Raw genomic sequence first — 21918 nt, 5'->3', positions numbered from 1 at the left:
TTAAACTGTCGGCGGCTGACACAATCACCGCGGAAATGTTAGGGTGAGGCCATGCGCAACTTTCTCCCGCTCGCCGCGCTGCTGGCATTTTCACCCGTCGCCGCTTTTGCCCAGAACGCGGCACCGATGCCCGCCCCAACCACCGGCGTTACAAATCCAGCCGGCATGGTGGACGTGACGGTTACCACCAGCCTCGGGCCGATCGTGATCGCGGTCGACAAGGAACATGCGCCGATCACCGCCGCCAATTTCCTCAAATATGTCGATCAAAAGCGGCTCGACGGGGTGAATTTTTATCGGGCGGTGAAGATTCAGGATAATTTCGGCTTCATCCAGTTCGGCACCGGGAACGATCCCAAGCGCACGCTGCCCCCGATCCCGCACGAGCCGACCAGCAAGACCGGCCTCAGCCACGTCGATGGCGCGATCTCCATGGCGATGGGCAAGCCGGGCACCGCCGCTGGCGATTTCTTCATCATCGTCGGCAATCTTAGCTCGATGGACGCGACCACGACCGATCCCGGCTATGCCGTATTCGGTCGGGTGGTGCGCGGCATGGATATCGTCCACCGCATCATGGACGCGCCCACCTCGCAAACCCGCGGCGAAGGCGTGATGAAGGGGCAGATGCTGGAACCGACGATCAAGGTGTTGACGGTGCGCCGCTCGCCGCCGCTCGCCGCCACGAAGCCGGAGCCTGCCGCAACGCCCGGCACGCCGATCAACTGATCGAAGCCGTTATCCCGCCAGGGTGAGCATCGCCTCGGCCCGTCCCAGCGTTGCGCTCAGCACGCCGGGCAGCACATTGGCGCGTTCGATCATCTCGGCATCGAGCAGAAAATCGCGGCCAAGCAACAGCGTCACCTCGCCGCCGCTCCGCAGGCGAATTTTCAGCCGCACTTCACCACGCGCGCCGCGTTGCCCGGCGAGAAGATCGGCAAGCGGGGCGATCGCATCCGCGCTGTCGATCGTGATCTCCGCCACGAACCGCGCCATCGAGGCGAGCGATTCGAATGGCTGGAGCCGCTTGATCGAGACGCGTGGCTGATCCTCTCCCGGTCGGCGATCAAGCTCCACTGTCGCGAGACCACAGGCCCCCGCCTTCGCGGCTTCCTCAAGATCGGCGGCAACCTGATCGTCGAAACAGGTCGCGATGAATTGCCCGCTCTGATCCGAGAGCGTCGCCATCATATAGCGCCGCCCACGAGCCGACGTGCGCCAGCGCGCATCCTCCACCAGCACCGCCATGGCCGCGCCGGCGCGCGTGCCGTCATCCGGGATCGAAAGCTCGCCCAGCGCCGCGAACTGCCGCGCGCCGTGCATTTTGGCGAGATGGGCGTGGCGATCGACCGGATGGGCGGAGAAGTAAAAGCCGAACGCCTCTCTCTCCTGCTCCATCTTCTGCGCCATCGTCCAGTGCACGGATCGGGGCAGTTTGATCGTGTCCCCCGCATGGCTCGATTCACCGAACAGGCCGCCCTGCCCGGTGATCCGCGCATCATGCGTCCGCGCCGCGACGGCGAGGATCGTTTCGGCCATCGCGAACACGCCGGCACGGTTCGGCTCCAGCGCGTCAAACGCGCCGCCCGCCGCCAGCGTTTCCAACTGACGCTTGTTGAGCAGCCGCGGGTCGACGCGGTGCGCGAGATCGTCGAGGCTGATGAACCGACCCCGCTCCTCGCGCTCGGCGACCAGCTTCTCCATCGCCCCTTCGCCAACCGATTTGAGCGCGGCAAGCGCGAAGCGGACGGCGGGCGCGCCATGATCGTCCACCTCCACCTCGAACTCGGCTTCGCTGGCGTTGATATCGGGCGGAAGGCATTCGATGCCCATCCGCCGCATATCATCGACGAACACCGCGAGCTTGTCGGTCAGGTGGATATCGTAACACATTGATGCTGCAAAAAATTCGTGCGGATAATGCGCCTTCAACCATGCCGTCTGATAGGTGAGCAACGCATAGGCCGCCGCGTGGCTCTTGTTGAAGCCATAGCCGGCGAACTTGTCGATCAAATCAAACAGTTCGTTCGCCTTGGCCGCCGCGATCTTGTTGGCCGTGGCGCAGCCTTCGACAAAGATCGCGCGCTGCGCGTCCATTTCCGCCTTGATCTTCTTGCCCATCGCGCGCCTGAGCAGGTCCGCGCCGCCGAGCGTATAGCCCGCCAGCACCTGCGCGGCCTGCATCACCTGTTCCTGATAGACGAAAATTCCGTATGTTTCCTTGAGGATATCCTCAAGCAGCGGATGCGGATATTCGATCTCCTCCTGCCCGTTCTTGCGGCGACCGAACATCGGGATATTGTCCATCGGGCCGGGGCGATAAAGCGCGCCCAGCGCGATGATATCCTCGAACACCGTCGGCTTCACGGCGGAAAGCGTGCGCCGCATCCCTTCGGATTCCACCTGGAACACGCCCACCGTGTTGCCGGCCTGGAGCAGTTCGTAGGTTTCCACATCGTCCCAGCCAAGCGCATCGAGATCGACGGAAATGCCGCGCTTCGCCAGCATCTCGACCGCTTTCTTGAGCACCGACAGCGTCTTGAGGCCGAGGAAGTCGAACTTAACCAGCCCCGCCCCTTCTACATATTTCATGTCGAACTGGGTGACCGGCATGTCCGAGCGCGGATCGCGATAGAGCGGCACGAGTTGCGCCAGCGGCCGATCTCCGATCACCACGCCGGCGGCGTGGGTGGAGGAGTGGCGCGGCAACCCCTCCAGCTTCATCGCCAGATCGAGCAGCCGGCGAACATCATTCTCGTTGGCATATTCGCGCGCGAGATCGGAAACGCCGTTGAGCGCGCGTTCGAGCGTCCACGGATCGGTCGGATGATTGGGGACGAGCTTGGCGAGGCGATCGACCTGGCCATAGCTCATCTGGAGCACGCGCCCGGTGTCCTTCAGCACCGCACGCGCCTTCAGCTTACCGAAGGTGATGATCTGCGCCACCTGATCGCGACCGTATTTCTCCTGCACGTAGCGGATCACCTCGCCGCGCCGCGTTTCGCAGAAGTCGATATCGAAATCCGGCATCGAGACGCGTTCGGGATTGAGGAAACGCTCGAACAGCAGGCCAAGGCGGATCGGATCGAGATCGGTGATCGTAAGCGCCCAGGCGACGACCGATCCCGCGCCCGAACCGCGCCCCGGCCCCACCGGAATATCGCGTTCCTTGGCCCATTTGATGAAATCGGCAACGATCAGGAAATAGCCGGGAAAGCCCATCTGAATGATGACATCCAGCTCGAACTGGAGCCGCTTGCGGTAGACATCGCGCCATTCGTCGCCGGCGGGCGCCCTGATTTGCGCGATCCGATCGAGCCGCGCCTCCAGCCCGGCGGCGGCGTCGCTGCGCAGCATCGCCGCCTCGCCATCACGATCCCCCGCGAGGCTGGGCAGGATCGGCTTGCGTTTCGGCGCGGCGACGGCGCAACGCTGCGCGACCACGAGCGTGTTGGCGATCGCTTCGGGCAGATCGGCGAACAGCGCGCGCATGTCGTTCGCCGGCTTCATCCACGCATCGGGCGAGCTTCGCGGACGATCGACGCTTTCCACATAGGTCGAATTGGCGATGCATAGCATCGCATCATGCGCCTCAACGAAGTCCTGCTCGGCAAAGCAGCACGGATTGGTCGCGACGAGCGGCAGGTTCTGTGAATAAGCGAGATCCAGCAGATGCGGCTCCGCGCGGCCTTCCACCTCGTCCAGCCGCCGGACAAGCTCGATATACAGACGATCGGGGAAGATCGTCTGCAATCGCGCGGCATAGGCATTGGCGCGATCGGGCTGATCCTCGGCATATAGGCGGGCGAGCGCGCCCTCCCCCGCAGCCGTCAGGGCGATCAGCCCTTCGGCGTGCCTTTCGAGCACGGCGAAATCGACATGCGGCGCCTGCTCGATCGGGCGATCGAGATGCGCGGCGCTGACCAGCGCACACAAATTGTCATAACCGGCCATATTCTGCGCATAAAGCGCCAGCCAGTCGACGATTGGCGCCACGCCATCTGGCAGATCGGGCCGGGCAATCCCCAGCATCACCCCGATCACCGGCTGGATACCCGCATCGCACGCGGCATCGGAATAGGACATGGCCGCATACAGCCCGTTGCGATCGGTAAGCGCCGCCGCCGGAAAACCGAGCGCGGCGGCGCGCTTGGCGATCACCTTCGGCTCGATTGCCCCATCCAGCATCGTGTATGAGGAGAAGATACGGAGCGGCACGAAACCTGAATGCGGCATCCGTCAAACCTAATCGCTGCCACATGATTCGACCAGTGCGGAACCGGGACTCCCGCAACTCGTTACGCTCTTGAAGCGAGGAGACGAGCATGGCGGGTTCGGCACGCGGGATCGGCTGGGGCTGGATTCTCGCCTATGGCATCGCAAGCCTGATCCTTGGCGCGCTGGCGATCTTCATGCCGGTTCCGGCGACGTTCGCCGCGACGCTCGTGGCCGGCGCCTATCTGATCGCGGCGGGCATATTCTCGCTGCTCGCCGGCGTGTTCGGTCAGGGGCACCACGGTCGTGGTTATGTGATCCTGTTCGGCGCGATTTCGCTGATCGCCGGCGCGATCATGGTGTTCGAGCCGGCGACCGGCGCTCTTTCGCTTACGCTGATCCTCGTGATCTGGCTGATCGCGCGCGGGGTGCTGGAACTTATCTGGGGCGTTCGCTTCACCCACCGGCGCGGATTGATGATCGCGCTTGGCGTGGTGAACCTGCTGCTCGCCGGTTATATCATCTACACCATCCCGCTATCCGCATTGACGCTGCCGGGGATCGTGCTCGGCATAAGCTTTCTGTTCTCGGGCGCGACCTGGACGATGTTCGCGATCGAGCATCGTGGCGAGAGGGTGCGGATTGATCTCTAAAGGCTACAGCAGCCTTTCGATATCGGCGGCGATGTCGTCCGGCTTCGTGGTTGGCGCGTAGCGCGCCACCACCCGGCCATCGCGGTCGATCAGGAACTTGGTGAAATTCCACTTGATCGCCTTTGACCCGAGCAGACCCGGCGCATCGCCTTTCAACCGCTCGAACAGCGGATCGGCGTTCGGGCCGTTCACGTCGATCTTCGCGAAAACCGGGAAAGTGACGTCATAGGTGAGCGAGCAGAAACTCGCGATCTCCGCGGCGTCCCCCGGTTCCTGCCCACCGAACTGGTTGCAGGGGAACGCCAGTACTTCGAACCCGCGCTCGCCGAATTTGCGGTGCAGCGCCTCCAGCCCCTCATATTGCGGGGTGAACCCGCATTTCGATGCCGTGTTGACGATCAGGAGAACCTTGCCGCGCCAGGTATCGAGCGGGGCGACACCCCCATCCGCGGCCTTGACCTCGAAATCGGTGATCGCCCCCATCGCCCGCTCCTTTGCTCAAGCCTGATGGCGCGCCAGCAGGTGCTTCAGATTGACACGCGCGCCGGGCCATTCGCAAGCGCGATCGCGCCCAGGATTCACCGCAACAGCCCGTCATGCAGGCGGACGACGCGATCCATCTTCGCCGCCAGCCGTTCATTGTGCGTGGCGACCAGCGCGGCCGAGCCTTCCTCGCGGACCAGCCGCAGGAACTCGACCAGCACGACATCAGCGGTATGCTCGTCGAGATTGCCGGTCGGTTCATCGGCCAGCACCAGCGCCGGGCGATTGGCGAGCGCGCGGGCGACGGCGACCCGCTGTTGCTCGCCGCCCGAAAGCTGGCTTGGCCGGTGCGTAAGGCGGTGCCCGAGGCCAAGCGCGGTGAGCAGCGCATTGGCGCGCGCCTCCGCCGCCGCCTGCGTCGCGCCATGGATCAATTGCGGCAACACGACATTTTCGCGCGCATCGAAATCGGGCAGCAAATGGTGAAACTGATAGACGAAGCCGAGGTGATCGCGCCGCACGACGGTGCGCCCATGCGGATCAAGCCTTGCCGCTTCCTCTCCGGCGATGCGGATCGAGCCCTCGAAACCGCCTTCGAGCAAACCAACCGCCTGCAGCAAGGTCGATTTGCCCGAGCCGGAAGGGCCGAGCAGCGCGACGATCTCGCCGGGCGCCACACTCAGGTTCACGCCGCGCAGCACATGGATGGTCTGGTCGCCTTGCGTGAAACTGCGGGCAAGGCCATGCGTTTCGAGGATCGCTCCCCCCGCCTCACTCATAGCGAAGCACCTGGACCGGATCCGTGCTCGCCGCCTTATACGCCGGATAGAGCGTCGCCAGCAGCGTCATCAGCGCCGTAATCAGCACGATCGCGACGATCTCTACCGGATCGGGCTTCGACGGCAGTTCGGTGAGATAGCGGATCGAGGGATCCCACAAATTCTGCCCGGTAACCATTTGCACGAAATTCACCACCGCCTGCCGGTAGAACAGGAAGATCGCGCCGAGCACCAGGCCGGCAACGATGCCCAGCGCGCCGATCGTCACGCCCACCGTCATGAAAATGCGCATCATCGCGCCCCGCGTCGCGCCCATCGTGCGCATGATCGCAATGTCGCGCGTCTTGGCACGCACCAGCATGATGAGCGAACTGGCGATATTGAATGCCGCGACAAGGATGATGATGCACAGCACCGTGAACATCGCGACCCGCTCTACCGCCAGCGCGTCGAACAATTGCGCATTCATCTGTCGCCAGTCCGAAATCACCGCCAGATGGCCGATCTTCTTCGCCAGCGGAGCGAGAATCTGGCCCACCTTGTCGGGATTGTCGGTCTGCAATTCGATCATGCCGACATTGTCGCCCATCAGGAGGAGCGTCTGCGCATCCTCCATCGGCATTATCACATAGGCCTTGTCATAATCGTACACGCCGATCTCGAAGATCGCGGCCACGGTATAATTCACATAGCGCGGCACCGTGCCGAAAGGTGTCGACTGGCCGGCGGGATTGATGAGGGTGATCTCGGAGCCGACCGTGGCGCCCAGCGCCTCCGCCAGCCGGGCGCCGATCGCCACCCGGTTGCTGCCCGGCTTCAGCTCGGCGAGCGACCCCGCGACGACCTTCTGCCCGATCGTGGCATTGGAACGGATATCGGATACGCGCATCCCGCGCACCAGCACCCCTTCGACCCGGCCATTATATGACGACATCAGCGGCTGCTCGATCAGCGGCACCGCACTGGTGACCCCCGGCGTCTCCTTCGCCCAACGCGCCACCTGCTGCCAATCGGCGAGGCGCCCGTCGACGCTTTGCACGACTGCGTGGCCGTTCAGCCCGACGATCTTGTCGAACAATTCGGCGCGGAAACCGTTCATCACGCTCATCACGATGACCAGTGCGGCCACGCCCAGCATCACCGCGCCAAGGCTGAAGCCCGCGACGAGAACGATGAACCGCTCGCCCTTGCCGGGGAGGAGATAGCGCCGCGCGATCATCCGTTCGTAACGCGACAGCATCATGGCCGGTCATCTATCCGCCCATCGCATGGCTTGCAACGGGGGCTGTGGCGGAATCACAACAGGGGATGGACAATCTGTTTAACTGAGGTTCATTTTCATCGACACCCCTTGTGCTTAGCCGGTAGCAGTACGGGCACTGGCACACAGGCGAATACGGCCGTGGTTCGGGGAATGTCGCAGCCTCGCTTCGTTATCGAAGCATGTCGGCAGCGACTGGATGAGGGGGCTGACGAGCGATCGTCACGCAGGCGCCCGGGTCGGAATACCGATCCGGGCGTTTGCCGTTGTGGCGGGCAGCGCGCTCAGTTCCCTTCAGCGCACCGCCCGAACCGCAGGCGATGCGCTCTCATTTCACCCCCAGCGACAGGGTAAGGCCGATAGTGCGCGGATCGCCCGGCTGCCCCACGATCAGGCCCGTGCTGCCCGATTGGGTGGCGAGCAGTTCGTAATAATTCTGATCGAACGCATTGCGCACCCAGGCGAACAGGTTGAGCCTGTCGCCCTTGCGATAGCCGAGGCGAAAGTTCGACAGCGAATAACCGTTGATGTCGGTATAGGGCGACGGCGACGGATTGGACGAAAAATCAGAGCGATAGCTGCCATCATAACCGAAATAGACCTGCCCATCGCCAACCGGCAGGTTATATTCCACGCCATAACTGAACGCCCATTTCGATACGCCGGGCAGTCGCTGGCCGGAAATGTCGCAATAGGGCCTGCTGCTGCCCGGCGTTCCGGGCGCCGCCGGTGTACCGACGATCTGACCGTTCACGATCGGCAGCGCGGTGCCGCCGGACAATTCGGGCGCGCACGGCGCATTGGTGAACCTGACGTATTTCGCGTCGGTGAAAGCCGCATTGGCATAGATGTTCAGCCCGGCGGTGGGGCGGAAGGCCGAGTCCAGCTCGATCCCGCGCGTCCGCACTTTCCCGGCATTGGCGAGATAACCGCGCAGCACGGCAAGCTGATAATTATTCACCGTCGCCTGATAATCGGTGATGTCGGTCCAGAAACCGGCAAGGTTGATCGTCGCGCGGCGATCGAACAATTGCGTCTTCAGCCCAAGTTCGAAGTGATTGACCTTTTCCGGCTTCACCGTCTCGGTGGAAAGGATCGGATTGTTATCCTTGTCCAGCGGCAGGCCGGACAGGTTGATCCCGCCCGATTTATAGTTGCGCGCATAGGTCGCATAGCCGTGGATATCGGTCGTGAAATCATAAGCCGCGGTGATATCGCCGGAGAGATTCCAGTTATCGAATTTCGGCGCGTAACTCTGCGGGGCAAGCACGCTTAGCTGGTCGACGGTCAGGTTCGGGCTCCCCTGCCCGTTCGTGACGACGGAGATATAGGAACCTTCCTTCCGATCATAATTCAGCCGCACGCCGGGCGAGAGATGGAAGCGATCCGACACATGCCATGTCAACTTGCCGAACAACGCCGCCGACGTGTTCGTGAACCGGATCGTGTTGCGCGCGGTCAGGCCGTTCAGCGTCGCCGGATTTTTCGCACCCGCGCCGGTGGGGTTGAGCAGCCAGGCGCTCGCCGCCGGCCCCTGCACCTGCAGGCCCTGCGTGTCGATCTTCTGGTGGAAATAGAACAGGCCGACCGTGTAATCTACCGCGTGCCTGCCGTTCGAACCGAGCCGCAATTCCTGGCTATACTGATCCTGCTGCGAGGGATTGGCCGAAACCGTGGTGATCGGCAGGCCGGTGAAATCGCGATCGTTCGACGGATTCCAGTTCCAGAAGCGCCACGCCGTGACCGAGGTTAGCGTCGCCGGCCCCAGATCCCAATTCGCCACGGCGGAGGCGCCGCCCAGCTTCTGTTCGGCACGTAGCGGCGTATCGGCATCGGTCACCCGATCGAACGCGTCGGTCGACGGCACGGTATAGCCTGCCGCCGCCGCCAGCGCCGCATATTGTCGGTTGAGCGGGCGCTGTGTCGGCGCGACGCGCGCATAATATTGCACGCAGCAATTCGGCGCCTGCCGGTTATAATCGGCGTAGAGCGTGATATCGAGGCTTGGCGCTGCCTGAAATAGCATCTGCCCGCGCAGGCTGAGATTATCCTGACTGTTCTGCCACTGGTTCTGCGCGCTGTTCCAGATCGTGCCGCGTCGCGTGGTGAACGAAGCCGAAAAGCGCGCCGCGACCACATCGCCGACCAGCGGGCCGGAAACCGATCCCTTCGCCTGAAGGAAATCGTAATTGCCGCCGGTCAATTCGAACCGCGCCTCGGTGTCGAAGCTCGGTTTGCGCGTGGTGATGTTGATCGCGCCGGCGGTAGTGTTCTTGCCGTACAGCGTGCCTTGCGGGCCGCGCAGGATTTCGATCCGCTCGGTATCGGTGAAGTCGAAGGTCGCGGAGGCGATGCGGCTGTAATAAACCTGATCGACATAGATGCCGACGCCCTGTTCGATCCCATCGTTGGTCAGCCCGAACGGCGCGCCAAGGCCGCGGATGTTCGCGGCGGAATTGCGCGGATTGCTCGAATAGAATTGCAGCGAGGGCTGAAGCTGCGTCAGCCGCCCGACGTTATAGGCGCCGGTATCGGCGAGCGCCGTACCACCGATCACCGATATGGCGATCGGCACGCGCTGCACCGTCTCCGCGCGGCGGCGCGCGGTGACGACGATATCGCCGCCGCCCTGCTGCGCCGGGCCGAGCCGCCCCGGCTCATCCTGCTGCTCGTCCGCCGCCGGGGGGACGGGAAGCGACTGATCGGTGGCCGGAACGGCCTGCGCGGCGACAGCTAGCAAAGCGAACGTGATCGACATGGTTTTCCCCTCAACCGGAGCTGGTTGTCGATACCGATGCTAATCCACACCCTAATTCCGACCAAGAAAGTAGGATTTAAGGCCACCTGCTTGAAAACTTCATACCCCATACCATCTTCGGGTTGCGCGGCGCCACTGATCGGGCCGCGCGGAACGCCGCGGTTACCGGGCGTTTCATGTCGTCAATTCGCTCATACTGGAGGCTTTGATATGCGACTCGACCTTACCCCCTATCGCCGCTCGACGATCGGCTTTGATCGGCTGTTCGATCTGCTGGAAACCAATGCCCGCTCGGCTGCGGACAATTATCCCCCCTTTAACCTCGAACGGCTCGCCGAGGATCGTTACCGCATCACCCTCGCGGTCGCCGGGTTCAGCCGCGACGAGATCGAAATCACCGCGCACCAGAATTTGCTGCTCGTCGCGGGGCGGAAGAACGAAACGCACGATGGCGCGCATTTCCTGCACGTCGGCATCGCCAATCGCAGCTTCGAACGGCGGTTCGAACTCGCCGATTTCGTGTTCGTCGAGGATGCGCGGCTGAACGACGGGTTGCTGGTGATCGATCTGGTGCGCGAGGTGCCCGAGGCGATGAAGCCGAAATCCATCGCGATCAAATCGGGCGCGCCGCTAGCCGCGGTCGAATCCGATGGGGGCAGCGCCAAAGCGGCGTAACTGCCAGAGAAGATCGGCGCCTCCTTGCTCCCTTTCCGAGGCGTCGGGCGTCCGGACCGAAAGGTCCGGGCGCCAATTTCGTAATTGAGGGATCGCGAACGGCGGGCGACATGCCGCCGGCTCAATGCGCGGCCAAATGGCCGTCGCGGTGCAGCAATTGTTCGAACGTGTCCGGATCGAGCGGCGCGTGAAAGCGGCAGCCGGCGGCGAAATCGTCAGCCCACATCACATCCGCGCCGACGCGCCCGATTTCAGGAAGCGTCAGCCAGATCGCCATGCCCTTTCGCAGGGCGGAATAAGTGCTGAGCCGCGCGCCATGGATCGAAAGATCTATCACCTTGCACAAGGCGCGGGCGATCCCGCCCGGTTCAACGGCGGAATCAAACGAAACCGGCGCACGCGGGCCGCGGCGCCGGATATCATTGGGAGCGGGTTCGAACTCGGCTGCAAACATGCCGGGCAGGTTAGCCCGACATGCCTAATGCCGCGTTAACGACGTTACTTGCGCAGCGTAAGCCCGCCGCCGAAACGCTTGTTGAAGCGCGCGACCTGGCCACCGCTATCGAGCATCTGGCCGCGGCCGCCGGTCCATGCCGGATGCGCCAGCGGATCAATGTCGAGCTGCATCGTGTCGCCTTCCTTGCCCCAGGTGGAGCGGGTTTCGAACACGGTGCCGTCGGTCATCTGCACCTTGATCATGTGATAGTCGGGGTGGATATCTTTCTTCACGTCATCCGTCCTTGGGCTTGGCTGGTTACCGACCAGCCGAAAAAGGAAGCGGCGCGCCTAGCGCAGGCGCGCCGCAAAGTCAAAATCACGGCTCGCCGAGGCTCAGGCCGCTTTCGGCGGGTCCGCGATCATCGCGGTGAAATTCGCTTCCGCGACAACGGCGCCGTCGATCTTCGCGACGCCAGCGAATTTGCACACGCTGCTGCGCTTCTGTACGAATTCCACCTCTAAACGGAGCAGCACGCCCGGCTCGACCGGCTTGCGGAACTTCGCATTCTCGATCGCCATGAAATAGACGAGCTTGCCCGATCCCGCGAGGCCGAGGCTTTCCACCGCGAGAACACCGGCGGCCTGCGCCAGCGCCTCGACGATCAGCACGCCCGGCATGATCGGGCGACCGGGGAAATGCCCCTGAAAGAAGCCTTCGTTGAAGGTCACCGCCTTGATCGCCGCGATCGACCGATCGAGGACAAGTTCCTCGACGCGATCGACCAGCAGCATCGGGTAGCGATGCGGCAGTGCCGCCATCACCCGGCCGATATCGAGCGGGCCGATCGGCCCGCCCGTTGCGTCCGCCTGGCTCACCGGCCCTGCGGCTGCTTCGTGTTGGCGGGCGCCGGCGCCGGGGCGGGTGCCGCTGCCTGGCCCTGCTGGCCCGGCTGCCAGTTCGCCGGCGGCGCGATGCTCACGCTCGGAACAAGGCGATTAAGCTCGGTCGTCACGTCAGCGGTCAGGTCGCCCGCCGGATCGAGATGCACCACATCGTTCGGGGCGAGCACGATGCTGGCCTTCTTGCGCGTCGCGGCTGCGTCGATCGCCGCCTTCAACTGATGCTGAATCTGTTCGATCGCATAAGCGCGCGCGCGGGCATAGGGCATGGTGATCCGCTGAAGCTCGGCGTTCCCCGCCTGCTCCTTGCTCTGGATCGACTGCACCTGCGTCTGAAGCTGCGCCTGCGCCACATTCGCCTTCTGGTCGTTCTGCAGCTTGGTCACCAGCGGCTGAAGCTCGTTCGAGATCGCCTGACGACGCGCTTCGGCCTGATCCAGCGTGGCCTTGTAGGTGGTCTGGAGCTGGCCGGCAGCCGTTTTCCACGCGTTGCTGCCCGCTACCGCGCCATCGGGATCCACAACCGCGACCCCGCCGACCTGTGCCTGGGCCGCGCCCGCGAGAAGTGCGCCCGGCGCCACCAGCGACGCGGCGATCAACATGATCTTCGTGCTATTCATCAGAACTGGGTCCCTACGTTGAAAGTTACGAGCTTCTTGTCGTCGCCGGGCTGGGTAACCAGCGCCTTGGCAACATCAATGCGGAGCGGGCCGAACGGCGAAGTCCAGTTCACGCCGAAACCGATCGACAGGCGCGGTTTGGCGGACCCGCCATAAAAGGTTTCCAGGAACGGCTGCGACGCGATCAGCGCGCTGTTCGGGATGATGCCGTTGCAATCGCCGAACTTCCCGCTCGGCCCCGGCAGGCCAGCCGCGCAGGTGGTGGTGGCGACGGCGCCGCTCGCCAGCGTGTAGCTGTAGAGCGCATGTTGATTGGCGTCCATCTGCGGCAGCGGCAGCACGGTGCCGTCCGGCGCGACCGGGAAGGTCGCGGTTTTCAGCGGCTCCTTGATGCTCCACAGGCTGCCGGCCTGAATATAGATCGAGGGGCGCAAGCCCAGTTCGCGCGCGCCGGAACCGAGCGGAAGCTCTAGCTCAAGCCGCCCGAGATAATAAGCATTGCCGCCCAGCGCATCGTCGACGACCTGATTCCTGTCGGTGACCAGCACCTGTTTGCCGCTGGAATCGGTCGTATAATATTGCCGCAGCACGCGCGGGCCGACGCCACGAATGTCGAAGCCGCGGAACTGCGGCTCGCCCAGATAGAAGCGATCGGTGATGCGCACCGAATCAATGCCCGGCCCACGGCTCTTTTCCAGCGACTTGATGAAGCCGCCCTCGCCGACCACCGACAGGACGAAGCCCTTGCCGACACCCCAATATTTCGCGCCTTCCGCCCGCGTGCGGATATAGCGCACATCACCGCCCAGCCCGGCAAAATCCTGGCTGAACGAGAAGCGCGTGCCCGCCGTCGGGCGCAGGCGGCTGTTGAGGCTGTTGTAGATCAGCGAATAGCCGACCGACGACGTGAGCCGGTTGCCGAGCGAATCGCAAAGATAGCGCCCCGCCTTCAGCGGATCGCACACGCCGTTCGTATAGAAGGTCGTCTGATCCAGCCCCACCTGATCGTAGGACAGGCCATAACGCCCGGAGAGCGACCAATATTCGGTGAGCGGCACGCCCGCGCGCACCTGGAAGCCGGTCGATGTCTGGCTATAGGTCGTCTGGCGATTGGTGCCGAGATAATTGAACGCGTTATAATCACGCCGGAACAGGTCCACGCCCAGCGCGATATTCTTGTCGAACAGATATGGCTCGGTGAAGCCAAGCTCCACCGATTTGGAATAAGCCGAATAATTGACGCCCGCGCGAAGCTCCTGCGCCTTGCCGCGGAAATTCGATTGGGTGATGTTCGCCTGGATGATGAACCGTTCAAGGCTCGAATAACCGGCCGAAAGCTGCAACTGACCGGTGGCTCTTTCCTCGACGTTCGCCTCAAGCACCACGCGATCGGATACGGAGCCCGGCGTCTGCTTGATCTCGAACTTGTCCTGGAAATAGCCCAGGCTGTTGATGCGGTCCGTCGAACGCTTCACCTGGAAGCTGTTGAACGCATCGCCCTCCGCAAGGCGAACCTCGCGCCGGATCACCTTGTCCTGCGTCTGCGTATTGCCGGTGATCTCCACCCGCTCGACATAGGTGCGCTGCGCCTGGCCGATGTGGAAATTGATCGACATGGTCAGCGCGTCGCGATCGCGCTGGAATTCGGGGTTCACGTCGGTGAAGGCATAGCCGAACAGGCCCGCCGTCTGGCTCAGGCTGTCGACCGTGTCCTCGACCTTTTTCGCGTCATACCAATCGCCCTTCTTGATCGAGAGCGTGCTCGCCATGCGCTTGTTGTCGAAATCGCGGATATCACTGTCGACCGTCACGTCGCCAAACTTGTAGCGCGGGCCTTCTTCCATGACATAGGTGATGATGAAATCGCGCTTATCCGGCGTCAGTTCGGCCACCGCGCTGGTGACGCGGAAATCGGCATAGCCGTTGGTCAGGTAGAACTGGCGCAGCTTCTGCTGGTCATACGCCATCCGATCCTGATCGTAGGATGTGTTCGACGACATGAAGCGGAAGAAACGCGACTGCTTGGTCACCATCTGCGACCGAAGCTTGTCGTCCGAGAACACCTCATTGCCGATGATGTTGATCTGGCGGACCTTGGATTTCGGCCCCTCGCTGATCTCGAACACGACATCGACGCGGTTCTGGTCGAGGTTGACCATCTTCGGATCGACGCTGGCCGCGAAGCGACCCTGACGGCGATAAAGCTCGATGATCCGCGCCACGTCTTGCCGCACGGCAGTGCGGGTGAATATCTGGCGCGGCTTGAGCTTGATCTCCTTGGTGATCTTGTCTTCCTTCAGGCGCTTGTTGCCTTCAAGGATCACCCGGTTGATGATCGGGTTTTCGCGCACGCGCAGCACGATATCGCCGGTCTCAGCACCCGCCACGGTAACGTCGGCGAACAAATCGCTGGCGTAGAGATCCTTGATCGCCTGATCGAGCGTCTCGTTTGTATAAGGCTCACCGATGCGAAGCTTGGTATAGCTCAGCACGGTCTCGGGCTCGATGCGCTGCGAGCCATCGACCCGCAACGAACGGATCGTGCGTACCACCGGCGGCGTGGCGGCGGGAGCGGTCGTCACCGTCGGCGCTGCGACGGGCGCATTTGCCGCGGGCGCCGGCTTGGCCGCCGATGCTTTGGGCGACGCGGCTTGCGCGGACGCCGCGATCGGCACTCCCGCGAGCATCGACCCGGCGAGGAGCAACGCCACCGATTGCGGGCGCAGAGTAATAGTCAAAGCCGTCACCAATCCACACCCTTATCGACCGCGTGCCGCGCGCCCTGCCCCACCTTGGTCAACCGATCAAGCCGGCGAGGCTGCGCCACAGGCCCAAATTGCCCAGATCATTGAACGTAACCAGCAGCATCAGCGCAAGAATCGCCGCCAGTCCACCACGATAGGCCCATTCCTGCACCTCCGGTTCCACCGGCCTGCGCCGCACCGCCTCGATGGCATAGAAAAGCAGGTGTCCGCCATCCAGCATCGGAACTGGCAGCAGATTGATGAACCCTAGATTGATCGACACGAGCGCGATCAGGAAAACAAACGCCTCCGGCCCCAGCGTGATCTGCTCGCCCGAAACCTTTGCGATCGACAGCGGACCACCCAGTTCCTTCACCGAGCGGCGGCCCGACACGACCTGCCCGACCGTTTCCACCATCATCGAAACGATATCGCGCGTCTGCCGCACAGCGACCAGCGGCGCCTCCAGCGGGCCGACCTGCCGGAAAACGGGGGTGGTCGGCACCACGCCGAGCAGCCCGACACGAAAATCGTTGCCGAACCGATCACGCTGATGCAACTCGCCAACCGTCACGGCCATGGAACGCGCCGCGCCATCGCGAACGAAATCGACGCGGATCGCCTCACCGGGGCGGATCTTCACATAGCGGACCATGTCGTCGAAGGTTTCGACGAAACGACCGCCCAGCGCGGTGATGCGATCGCCGGGCGCCAGCCCCGCCTTCGCCGCGACCGATCCCGGCACCGTGGCGCCCACGGTCGTCGGGGTCACGCTATCGCCATAAGCCATCGCGAATCCGGCGAGGATCAGGATCGCGGCGAGGAAATTCACGAACGGCCCGGCGGCGACGATGATCGCGCGCTGCCACACCGGCTTGGCCTGAAAGGTGCGTTGACGCTCCTCCGCCGGCAACGCCAGCCACTCGACCGAGGGCTGGCTGACCACGCTCATGTCTCCCGCGAAGCGGACATAACCGCCAAGCGGCAGCCAGCCGATCTTCCAGCGCGTGCCACGCCGATCGGTCCAGCCGGCGATTTCCCGACCGAAGCCGATCGAAAACGCATCCGATTTCACACCGAAGACGCGCGCCGCGAGATAATGCCCCATCTCGTGCACGAACACGAGCGGCCCGATCACCAGCACGAATGCCAGCAGCGTCAGCAGGAAGCCCGGAGTCTGGATCAAGCGACGCGTTCCCTCACCCGCTCCACCGCCAATCGCCGCGCCTCGCGGTCGATATCAAGCACCGCGTCGAGCGTTTCAGGCGCGGGCGGATCGAAGCGTTGCAACGTATCGTCAACGATTGCGGCAATTTCGAGGAACCCGGCACGGCCATCGAGAAAGGCCGCAACGGCCACTTCGTTCGCCGCGTTGAGGATCGCCGGGCGTGCGCCGCCCGCCTCCAGCGCCAGGCGCGCCAGCGCGAGCGCGGGAAATCGCGCGACATCAGGCGCTTCGAAATCGAGCCGCCCGATCCGCGCCAGATCCAGCGGTTCGCCCGGCGTCGCCATCCGATCCGGCCAAGCCAGCGCATAGGCGATCGGCGTGCGCATATCGGGCGTGCCGAGCTGCGCCAGTGTCGACCCGTCGACATATTCCACCATCGAGTGGATCACGGACTGGCGATGTACCACGATGTCGATCTGCTCATGCCAGAGCGGAAAGAGGTGAAACGCCTCGATCAGTTCCAGCCCCTTGTTCATCATCGTCGCCGAATCGACCGAGATTTTCGCGCCCATCGACCAATTGGGGTGCGCCACCGCCTGCGCCGGGGTGATCGCGGCCATTTCGGCAAGCGAACGGTCCCGAAACGGGCCGCCACTCGCGGTCAGGATGATGCGGCGAACCCGGTGCGCCAGCCGCGCGTCGAAACACTGAAAAATCGCGTTATGCTCGCTATCGACCGGCAGCAGCGTCGCGCCATGATCGGCGATCGCCGCCTTCATCACGTCACCCGCGGAAACCAGCGCTTCCTTGTTGGCGAGCGCGATCGTGCCGCCAGCGCGGATCGCGGCCATCACGGGTTTCAGCCCCGCGCAACCGACGATCGCCGCGACCGTAACGTCCGCCCCCAGCGACGCCGCCTCGCACACCGCCGCCGCGCCGCCCGCCGCGACGATCCCCGTGCCGGCCAGTGCCTCGCGCAGCGCGGGCAGGCAGGCTTCGTCGGCGACGACGGCGCGTTCGGCGCGGGTGCGAATCGCTGCGGCGGCAAGCTTCGCCACGTCGCGATTGGCGGTCAGCGCCACGACGTGAAACTGCTCGGGCGCTCGCTCGATCAGGTCCAGCGTCGACGTGCCGACGGAGCCTGTCGCGCCAAGGATCGTGACCTTTTTCATGACGGATAAAAGCGCGGCAGCGCGATGAGGAAGGCGGCGACCGGCGCCACCGGCACCAGCCCGTCGAGACGATCCATTACCCCGCCGTGCCCCGGAATGAGCGTGCCCGAATCCTTCACGCCCGCGCGCCGCTTGAGCCAGCTTTCATAGAGATCGCCGCCCTGCGCCAACACCGCCAGCACCGGCGTGGCGAGCGTCATCCGCCAGGGCAGGCCATATTGCCAGTGCATGAAGATCGCCAACGCGCTCGCGGCGACGACGCCACCGATCAGGCCAGCCCAGGTCTTGTTCGGGCTGATCGCGGGCGCGAGCTTCGGCCCGCCGATCGCGCGCCCCGCGAAATAGGCGCCGATGTCGCATGCCCAGACCAGCGCCAGCGCCCAGAGCGTGAAGACGATCCCTTCACGCTGGTGGCGGATGAACACCAGCGCGAGCACCGGGAGGCCGCAATAGATCACGCCGGTCGCCAATTGCGGTCGCCGCGTGACGATGATGATGAAAAACGCCGCGCCGCCGATCAGGCCAAGCGAGAAAAAGTCATGCGGCACGATCGTCAGCGATGCCGGCGCCATGGTCGCAAGCGGCACGGAAAGCGCGAATTGCGCCAGCCGCGTCTCGCGCGCCGAGGCGCCGTGGAGCCCGCCCCATTCCGACAGCATCACCAGCGCGCCGATCACCGCCAGCAACCAGAAGGCGATGCCTCCAAGCAGCAGCGCGCCAAGCGCGACACCGATCATCACGACGCCGGCCAGCGCCCGCTTCGGCAGGTCGGAGTTGCCCGCCGTCACAAGCCCCCGAACCGCCGCTGGCGCCGCCCGAAATCGGCCACCGCCGCCTCAAGCTCGGTTGCGCCGAAATCAGGCCATAGCGCATCGACGAACAGCAATTCGGCATAGGCCGCCTGCCACAGCAGGAAATTGGAGAGACGATGCTCGCCCGAAGTGCGGATCAGCAGATCGAGCGGGGGAAGCTCGCGCGTCTCCAGTTCGGCCTCGATCGTGCCCACGTCGATCGCCGCTGGATCGAGTTCACCCGCGACCGCGCGCGCGGCCAGCCGCTGCGCCACGGCGGTCAATTCCGCCTGCCCGCCATAATTGAGCGCGATCACCAGCAACGGGCCGGTATTCCCCGCGGTGCGCCCGATCGCATCGTCGATCAGGCTCACCACGTCGCCCGGAAAGCGCCGGAAATCGCCGATCACGCGCAGGCGGACATTCTCGCGCACCAGCTCCGCCAGATCGGAGCGGATGAACAGGCGCAGCAGACCCATGAGGTCGCCCACCTCCTCCTCCGGCCGCCGCCAGTTCTCGCTGGAGAAGGCATAAAGCGTCAGCGCCTCGATCCCCATCGCGCGCGCGGCGCGGCTGACCGCGCGCACGGCCTCCACGCCCGCGCGGTGCCCGGCGACGCGCGGCAGGAAACGCTTCTTCGCCCAGCGCCCGTTGCCGTCCATGATGATCGCGACATGGCGGGGCAGCACGGCGCCGCCGCTCGCGAGAGCAGGGGCGCTGCTCACCGAAACCACCTGATTGAAACCGGGCCGGAACGCACGATCACTTGCCGAGGATTTCCTTTTCCTTCGACGCCGCCGTCGCATCAATATCGGCGATCGTGCTGTCGGTCAGCTTCTGCACCTCGGTTTCGTGGCGCTTGCGATCGTCCTCGCCGAACACGCCCTTCTTCTCGTCGGTCTTGAGCGCATCCATCCCGTCGCGACGCACGTTGCGCACGGCAACGCGCGCCTTTTCAGCATATTGCCCGGCAAGCTTCGCAAGTTCCTTGCGGCGTTCCTCGGTCAGATCGGGGATCGGCAGGCGCAGCGTCTGCCCGTCGTTGATCGGATTGAGGCCAAGCCCCGCCGAGCGGATCGCCTTTTCGACCGGGCCGACGTTCGACTTGTCCCACACCTGCACCGACAACATGCGCGGTTCCGGCGCGGAAACGGTCGCCACCTGATTGAGCGGCATATGGGCGCCATAGACCTCAACCGTCACCGGATCGAGCAACGAAACGGAGGCGCGGCCAGTCCGCAGACCGCTGAGATCACCCTTCAGCGATTCCACCGCGCCGTGCATACGGCGTTCCAGATCCGCCTTGTCATAGGCCGCCATCACTTTGTCTCCTGTTCGTTGCGAACGACCGTCGACACGCCCTCACCGCGCAGCACGGCGGCGAAATTGCCATGCTCGCGGATGTTGAAGACGACGATCGGGATATTGCTGTCTCGGCACAGCGCGACCGCGCTTGCGTCCATAACTTTCAGATTCTTTGAAAGCACCGTGTCATAACTCACGGTTTCATAACGCTTTGCCGTTTTCACCTTCTTGGGATCGGCATCATAGACGCCATCGACCGAGGTGCCCTTGAACAAGGCGTCGCAATTCAATTCCGCCGCGCGCAAGGCAGCGCCGCTGTCCGTGGTGAAGAACGGCGAGCCGACGCCCGCCGCGAAGATCACGACCCGGCCCTTTTCCAGATGTCGCTCGGCACGGCGGCGGATGAAAGGCTCGCACACCGACTGCATCGGGATCGCGGACTGGACGCGCGTATCGACGCCGATCTGCTCCAGCGCGTTCTGCACGGCGAGCGCGTTCATCACCGTGGCGAGCATTCCCATATAATCCGCGGTGCCGCGCTCGAAGCCCTGCGCCGCAGCGGCAAGCCCGCGAAAGATATTGCCGCCGCCGACCACGACGCACAATTCGTATCCCTCAGCCTTAACGCCCGCGATCTCCTCCGCCACGCGCGCGGTGACTTCCGGGTCTATCGTCTTGCCTCCCTCTCCCATCAGGACTTCGCCCGAAAGTTTCAGGAGGATGCGTTTATAGTGTGGGCGGGTCATGCGTTCCGAAGCTGCTGGAGACAAGGCGCCGAACCTTAGGCGGGGCGTGGGGCGGTCGCAACCGCCGAATGGCACAGGCGTCGAATGTGCGGGTGGGCCGCAGCCCCCACACAAGCGTCACCCCGGCATCGTGCAGGGTCCACGCGCCACGAACGCGACGGCAGGAATCCCCTGCCCACGGGCTCGCTTCGCGATGAACCCCGACACGAAACCGGGGCGACAAATGGGGAAGGCCCTCGCCCTCCCCTTTGTTCAAAAGTTATGCGGTCGGCTCGGCCTGCTTCTGCGGCACGCCCGATGCGGCGGCCACTTCGGCGGCGAAGTCAGACTCTTCCTTCTCGATGCCTTCGCCGAGCTGGAAGCGGACATAATCCTTCAGCACGATCGTCGCGCCGGCATCCTTGCCGGCCTTGGCCACAACGTCGCTGATCTTGGTCTTGCCATCCATCACGAATAGCTGGCTGACCAGCGCGTGCTCCTTGCGATACTTGGCGATCGAGCCTTCCACCATCTTGGCGATGATGTCTGCCGGCTTGCCGCTCTCGGCCGCCTTCTCGGTCGCGATCGCGCGCTCGCGCTCGATCTCCTCCTCATCGAGATCGTTCTCGTTCAGCGCCTTCGGGAAAGCCGCCGCGACATGCATCGCAAGCTGCTTGCCGAGGCTCTGCAACACGTCGTCCGCCGCATCGCTCTCGAGCGCGACGAGCACGCCGATCTTGCCGAGGCCCGGCGACTGCTGATTGTGGACATAACCCACGACCGCGCCCTTCGACACCTCAAGCCGCTTCGCGCGACGCAGGTTCTGATTCTCGCCGATCGTCGCGATATTAGTGGTCAGCACGTCCTCGACGGTCTTGCCGCCCAGCGGCGCCGCCTTGATCGTCGCCAGATCGTCACCCAGTTCGAGCGCGACCGAGGTGACATCGCGCACGAAGGTCTGGAACTGATCGTTCTTCGCGACGAAATCGGTCTCGGAATTCACCTCGACCGCGGCGCCTTTGGTGCCGCTCACCTCGATGCCGACCAGCCCTTCGGCTGCGGTACGGCTGGATTTCTTGGCAGCCGCGGCGAGCCCCTTGGTGCGCAGCCAGTCAAGCGCCGCCTCCATGTCGCCGCCGGTCTCGCCGAGCGCCTTTTTGCAATCCATCATGCCCGCGCCGCTTTTCTCGCGCAGATCCTTGACCATCGAAGCCGTGATATCGGCCATGTT

Annotated in this window: 20 protein-coding genes; 3 read left to right on the top strand and 17 right to left on the bottom strand. The window is 63.9% G+C overall.

Annotation, left to right across the window (positions count from 1 at the left end; translation table 11 throughout):
- Nucleotides 1–51 precede the first annotated feature (51 nt).
- Nucleotides 52–729: a peptidylprolyl isomerase gene (locus tag Q0316_RS04360; RefSeq protein ID WP_298670132.1), complete on the top strand. Its 678-nt coding sequence runs from the start codon at nt 52–54 to the stop codon at nt 727–729.
- Nucleotides 730–738: 9 nt separating this feature from the next.
- On the opposite strand, the gene dnaE is transcribed toward Q0316_RS04360, so the two are convergent.
- Complete coding sequence (gene dnaE / locus Q0316_RS04355; RefSeq protein WP_298670131.1) at nt 739–4236, bottom strand: DNA polymerase III subunit alpha; 3498 nt, start codon at nt 4234–4236, stop codon at nt 739–741.
- Nucleotides 4237–4325: 89 nt separating this feature from the next.
- On the opposite strand from dnaE, the gene Q0316_RS04350 reads away from it, so the two are divergent.
- Entirely contained in the window at nt 4326–4868 is a 543-nt protein-coding gene (locus Q0316_RS04350; RefSeq protein WP_298670129.1) for an HdeD family acid-resistance protein, read from the top strand.
- A 3-nt stretch (nt 4869–4871) separates the two neighbouring features.
- Here Q0316_RS04350 and Q0316_RS04345 read toward each other — a convergent pair whose 3' ends face one another.
- From Q0316_RS04345 to Q0316_RS04330, 4 genes are all read right to left on the bottom strand, one after another.
- On the bottom strand, nt 4872–5351 hold the full coding sequence (locus tag Q0316_RS04345) for a glutathione peroxidase (RefSeq protein ID WP_298670128.1): 480 nt from the start codon (nt 5349–5351) through the stop codon (nt 4872–4874).
- A gap of 95 nt (nt 5352–5446) precedes the next feature.
- Nucleotides 5447–6130: an ABC transporter ATP-binding protein gene (locus Q0316_RS04340; protein ID WP_298670126.1), complete on the bottom strand. Its 684-nt coding sequence runs from the start codon at nt 6128–6130 to the stop codon at nt 5447–5449.
- A complete protein-coding gene (locus Q0316_RS04335) occupies nt 6123–7373 on the bottom strand; it encodes a lipoprotein-releasing ABC transporter permease subunit (protein WP_298670124.1) in 1251 nt (416 codons plus the stop codon). Before Q0316_RS04335 ends, Q0316_RS04340 begins: the two co-directional genes overlap by 8 nt.
- Nucleotides 7374–7719: 346 nt before the next feature.
- Complete coding sequence (locus Q0316_RS04330; protein ID WP_298670122.1) at nt 7720–10149, bottom strand: TonB-dependent receptor; 2430 nt, start codon at nt 10147–10149, stop codon at nt 7720–7722.
- A 210-nt stretch (nt 10150–10359) separates the two neighbouring features.
- On the opposite strand from Q0316_RS04330, the gene Q0316_RS04325 reads away from it, so the two are divergent.
- On the top strand, nt 10360–10824 hold the full coding sequence (locus Q0316_RS04325) for an Hsp20 family protein (protein WP_298670120.1): 465 nt from the start codon (nt 10360–10362) through the stop codon (nt 10822–10824).
- Nucleotides 10825–10945: 121 nt separating this feature from the next.
- Here Q0316_RS04325 and Q0316_RS04320 read toward each other — a convergent pair whose 3' ends face one another.
- The 12 genes from Q0316_RS04320 to tsf all read right to left on the bottom strand — a co-directional run bounded on the left by Q0316_RS04320 (nt 10946) and on the right by tsf (nt 21915).
- Complete coding sequence (locus Q0316_RS04320) at nt 10946–11278, bottom strand: PilZ domain-containing protein (protein ID WP_298670118.1); 333 nt, start codon at nt 11276–11278, stop codon at nt 10946–10948.
- A gap of 44 nt (nt 11279–11322) precedes the next feature.
- Entirely contained in the window at nt 11323–11553 is a 231-nt protein-coding gene (gene rpmE / locus Q0316_RS04315) for a 50S ribosomal protein L31 (RefSeq protein ID WP_298670116.1), read from the bottom strand.
- Between the two features lie 102 nt (nt 11554–11655).
- A complete protein-coding gene (gene fabZ, locus Q0316_RS04310) occupies nt 11656–12138 on the bottom strand; it encodes a 3-hydroxyacyl-ACP dehydratase FabZ (RefSeq protein WP_298670114.1) in 483 nt (160 codons plus the stop codon).
- Complete coding sequence (locus Q0316_RS04305) at nt 12135–12782, bottom strand: OmpH family outer membrane protein (protein WP_298670112.1); 648 nt, start codon at nt 12780–12782, stop codon at nt 12135–12137. Before Q0316_RS04305 ends, fabZ begins: the two co-directional genes overlap by 4 nt.
- The gene (gene bamA / locus Q0316_RS04300) at nt 12782–15469 is read right to left on the bottom strand and encodes an outer membrane protein assembly factor BamA (RefSeq protein WP_298670192.1); all 2688 of its coding nucleotides are present in this window, start codon (nt 15467–15469) and stop codon (nt 12782–12784) included. Before bamA ends, Q0316_RS04305 begins: the two co-directional genes overlap by 1 nt.
- 109 nt (nt 15470–15578) lie before the next feature.
- Entirely contained in the window at nt 15579–16712 is a 1134-nt protein-coding gene (rseP, locus tag Q0316_RS04295; RefSeq protein WP_298670110.1) for an RIP metalloprotease RseP, read from the bottom strand.
- Nucleotides 16709–17866, bottom strand: a complete 1158-nt coding sequence (locus Q0316_RS04290) for a 1-deoxy-D-xylulose-5-phosphate reductoisomerase (protein ID WP_298670108.1) — start codon at nt 17864–17866, stop codon at nt 16709–16711. The genes rseP and Q0316_RS04290 overlap by 4 nt, the downstream gene beginning before the upstream one ends.
- Nucleotides 17863–18654, bottom strand: coding sequence for a phosphatidate cytidylyltransferase (locus Q0316_RS04285; RefSeq protein WP_298670106.1), 792 nt, complete (start codon nt 18652–18654; stop codon nt 17863–17865). The genes Q0316_RS04290 and Q0316_RS04285 overlap by 4 nt, the downstream gene beginning before the upstream one ends.
- Nucleotides 18651–19382: an isoprenyl transferase gene (locus Q0316_RS04280; protein ID WP_298670104.1), complete on the bottom strand. Its 732-nt coding sequence runs from the start codon at nt 19380–19382 to the stop codon at nt 18651–18653. The genes Q0316_RS04285 and Q0316_RS04280 overlap by 4 nt, the downstream gene beginning before the upstream one ends.
- Before the next feature lie 37 nt (nt 19383–19419).
- Nucleotides 19420–19977 (bottom strand): ribosome recycling factor, encoded by a 558-nt coding sequence (gene frr, locus Q0316_RS04275; protein WP_298670102.1) that lies wholly within the window; start codon nt 19975–19977, stop codon nt 19420–19422.
- Nucleotides 19977–20708 (bottom strand): UMP kinase, encoded by a 732-nt coding sequence (pyrH, locus tag Q0316_RS04270; protein ID WP_298670098.1) that lies wholly within the window; start codon nt 20706–20708, stop codon nt 19977–19979. Before pyrH ends, frr begins: the two co-directional genes overlap by 1 nt.
- A gap of 259 nt (nt 20709–20967) precedes the next feature.
- Nucleotides 20968–21915 carry a translation elongation factor Ts gene (gene tsf, locus Q0316_RS04265; protein WP_298670096.1) on the bottom strand — a complete coding sequence of 316 codons (948 nt, stop codon included), beginning with the start codon at nt 21913–21915 and terminating at the stop codon, nt 20968–20970.
- Nucleotides 21916–21918 lie beyond the last annotated feature (3 nt).

It is taken from the genome of uncultured Sphingomonas sp., assembly GCF_937871615.1.
Classification (GTDB): domain Bacteria; phylum Pseudomonadota; class Alphaproteobacteria; order Sphingomonadales; family Sphingomonadaceae; genus Sphingomonas.
The sequence above is the reverse complement of the archived record's forward strand: the minus strand, read 5'-3'. Positions and strand labels throughout refer to the sequence as shown.

Coding starts and splice junctions, on each gene's coding strand:
- Q0316_RS04360 (WP_298670132.1), top strand. CDS start 52: ATGCGCAACTTTCTCCCGCTCGCCGCGCTGCTGGCATTTTCACCCGTC.
- dnaE (WP_298670131.1), bottom strand. CDS start 4,236: ATGCCGCATTCAGGTTTCGTGCCGCTCCGTATCTTCTCCTCATACACG.
- Q0316_RS04350 (WP_298670129.1), top strand. CDS start 4,326: ATGGCGGGTTCGGCACGCGGGATCGGCTGGGGCTGGATTCTCGCCTAT.
- Q0316_RS04345 (WP_298670128.1), bottom strand. CDS start 5,351: ATGGGGGCGATCACCGATTTCGAGGTCAAGGCCGCGGATGGGGGTGTC.
- Q0316_RS04340 (WP_298670126.1), bottom strand. CDS start 6,130: ATGAGTGAGGCGGGGGGAGCGATCCTCGAAACGCATGGCCTTGCCCGC.
- Q0316_RS04335 (WP_298670124.1), bottom strand. CDS start 7,373: ATGATGCTGTCGCGTTACGAACGGATGATCGCGCGGCGCTATCTCCTC.
- Q0316_RS04330 (WP_298670122.1), bottom strand. CDS start 10,149: ATGTCGATCACGTTCGCTTTGCTAGCTGTCGCCGCGCAGGCCGTTCCG.
- Q0316_RS04325 (WP_298670120.1), top strand. CDS start 10,360: ATGCGACTCGACCTTACCCCCTATCGCCGCTCGACGATCGGCTTTGAT.
- Q0316_RS04320 (WP_298670118.1), bottom strand. CDS start 11,278: ATGTTTGCAGCCGAGTTCGAACCCGCTCCCAATGATATCCGGCGCCGC.
- Q0316_RS04305 (WP_298670112.1), bottom strand. CDS start 12,782: ATGAATAGCACGAAGATCATGTTGATCGCCGCGTCGCTGGTGGCGCCG.
- bamA (WP_298670192.1), bottom strand. CDS start 15,469: ATGCTCGCGGGAGTGCCGATCGCGGCGTCCGCGCAAGCCGCGTCGCCC.
- Q0316_RS04290 (WP_298670108.1), bottom strand. CDS start 17,866: ATGAAAAAGGTCACGATCCTTGGCGCGACAGGCTCCGTCGGCACGTCG.
- frr (WP_298670102.1), bottom strand. CDS start 19,977: ATGGCGGCCTATGACAAGGCGGATCTGGAACGCCGTATGCACGGCGCG.
- pyrH (WP_298670098.1), bottom strand. CDS start 20,708: ATGACCCGCCCACACTATAAACGCATCCTCCTGAAACTTTCGGGCGAA.
- tsf (WP_298670096.1), bottom strand. CDS start 21,915: ATGGCCGATATCACGGCTTCGATGGTCAAGGATCTGCGCGAGAAAAGC.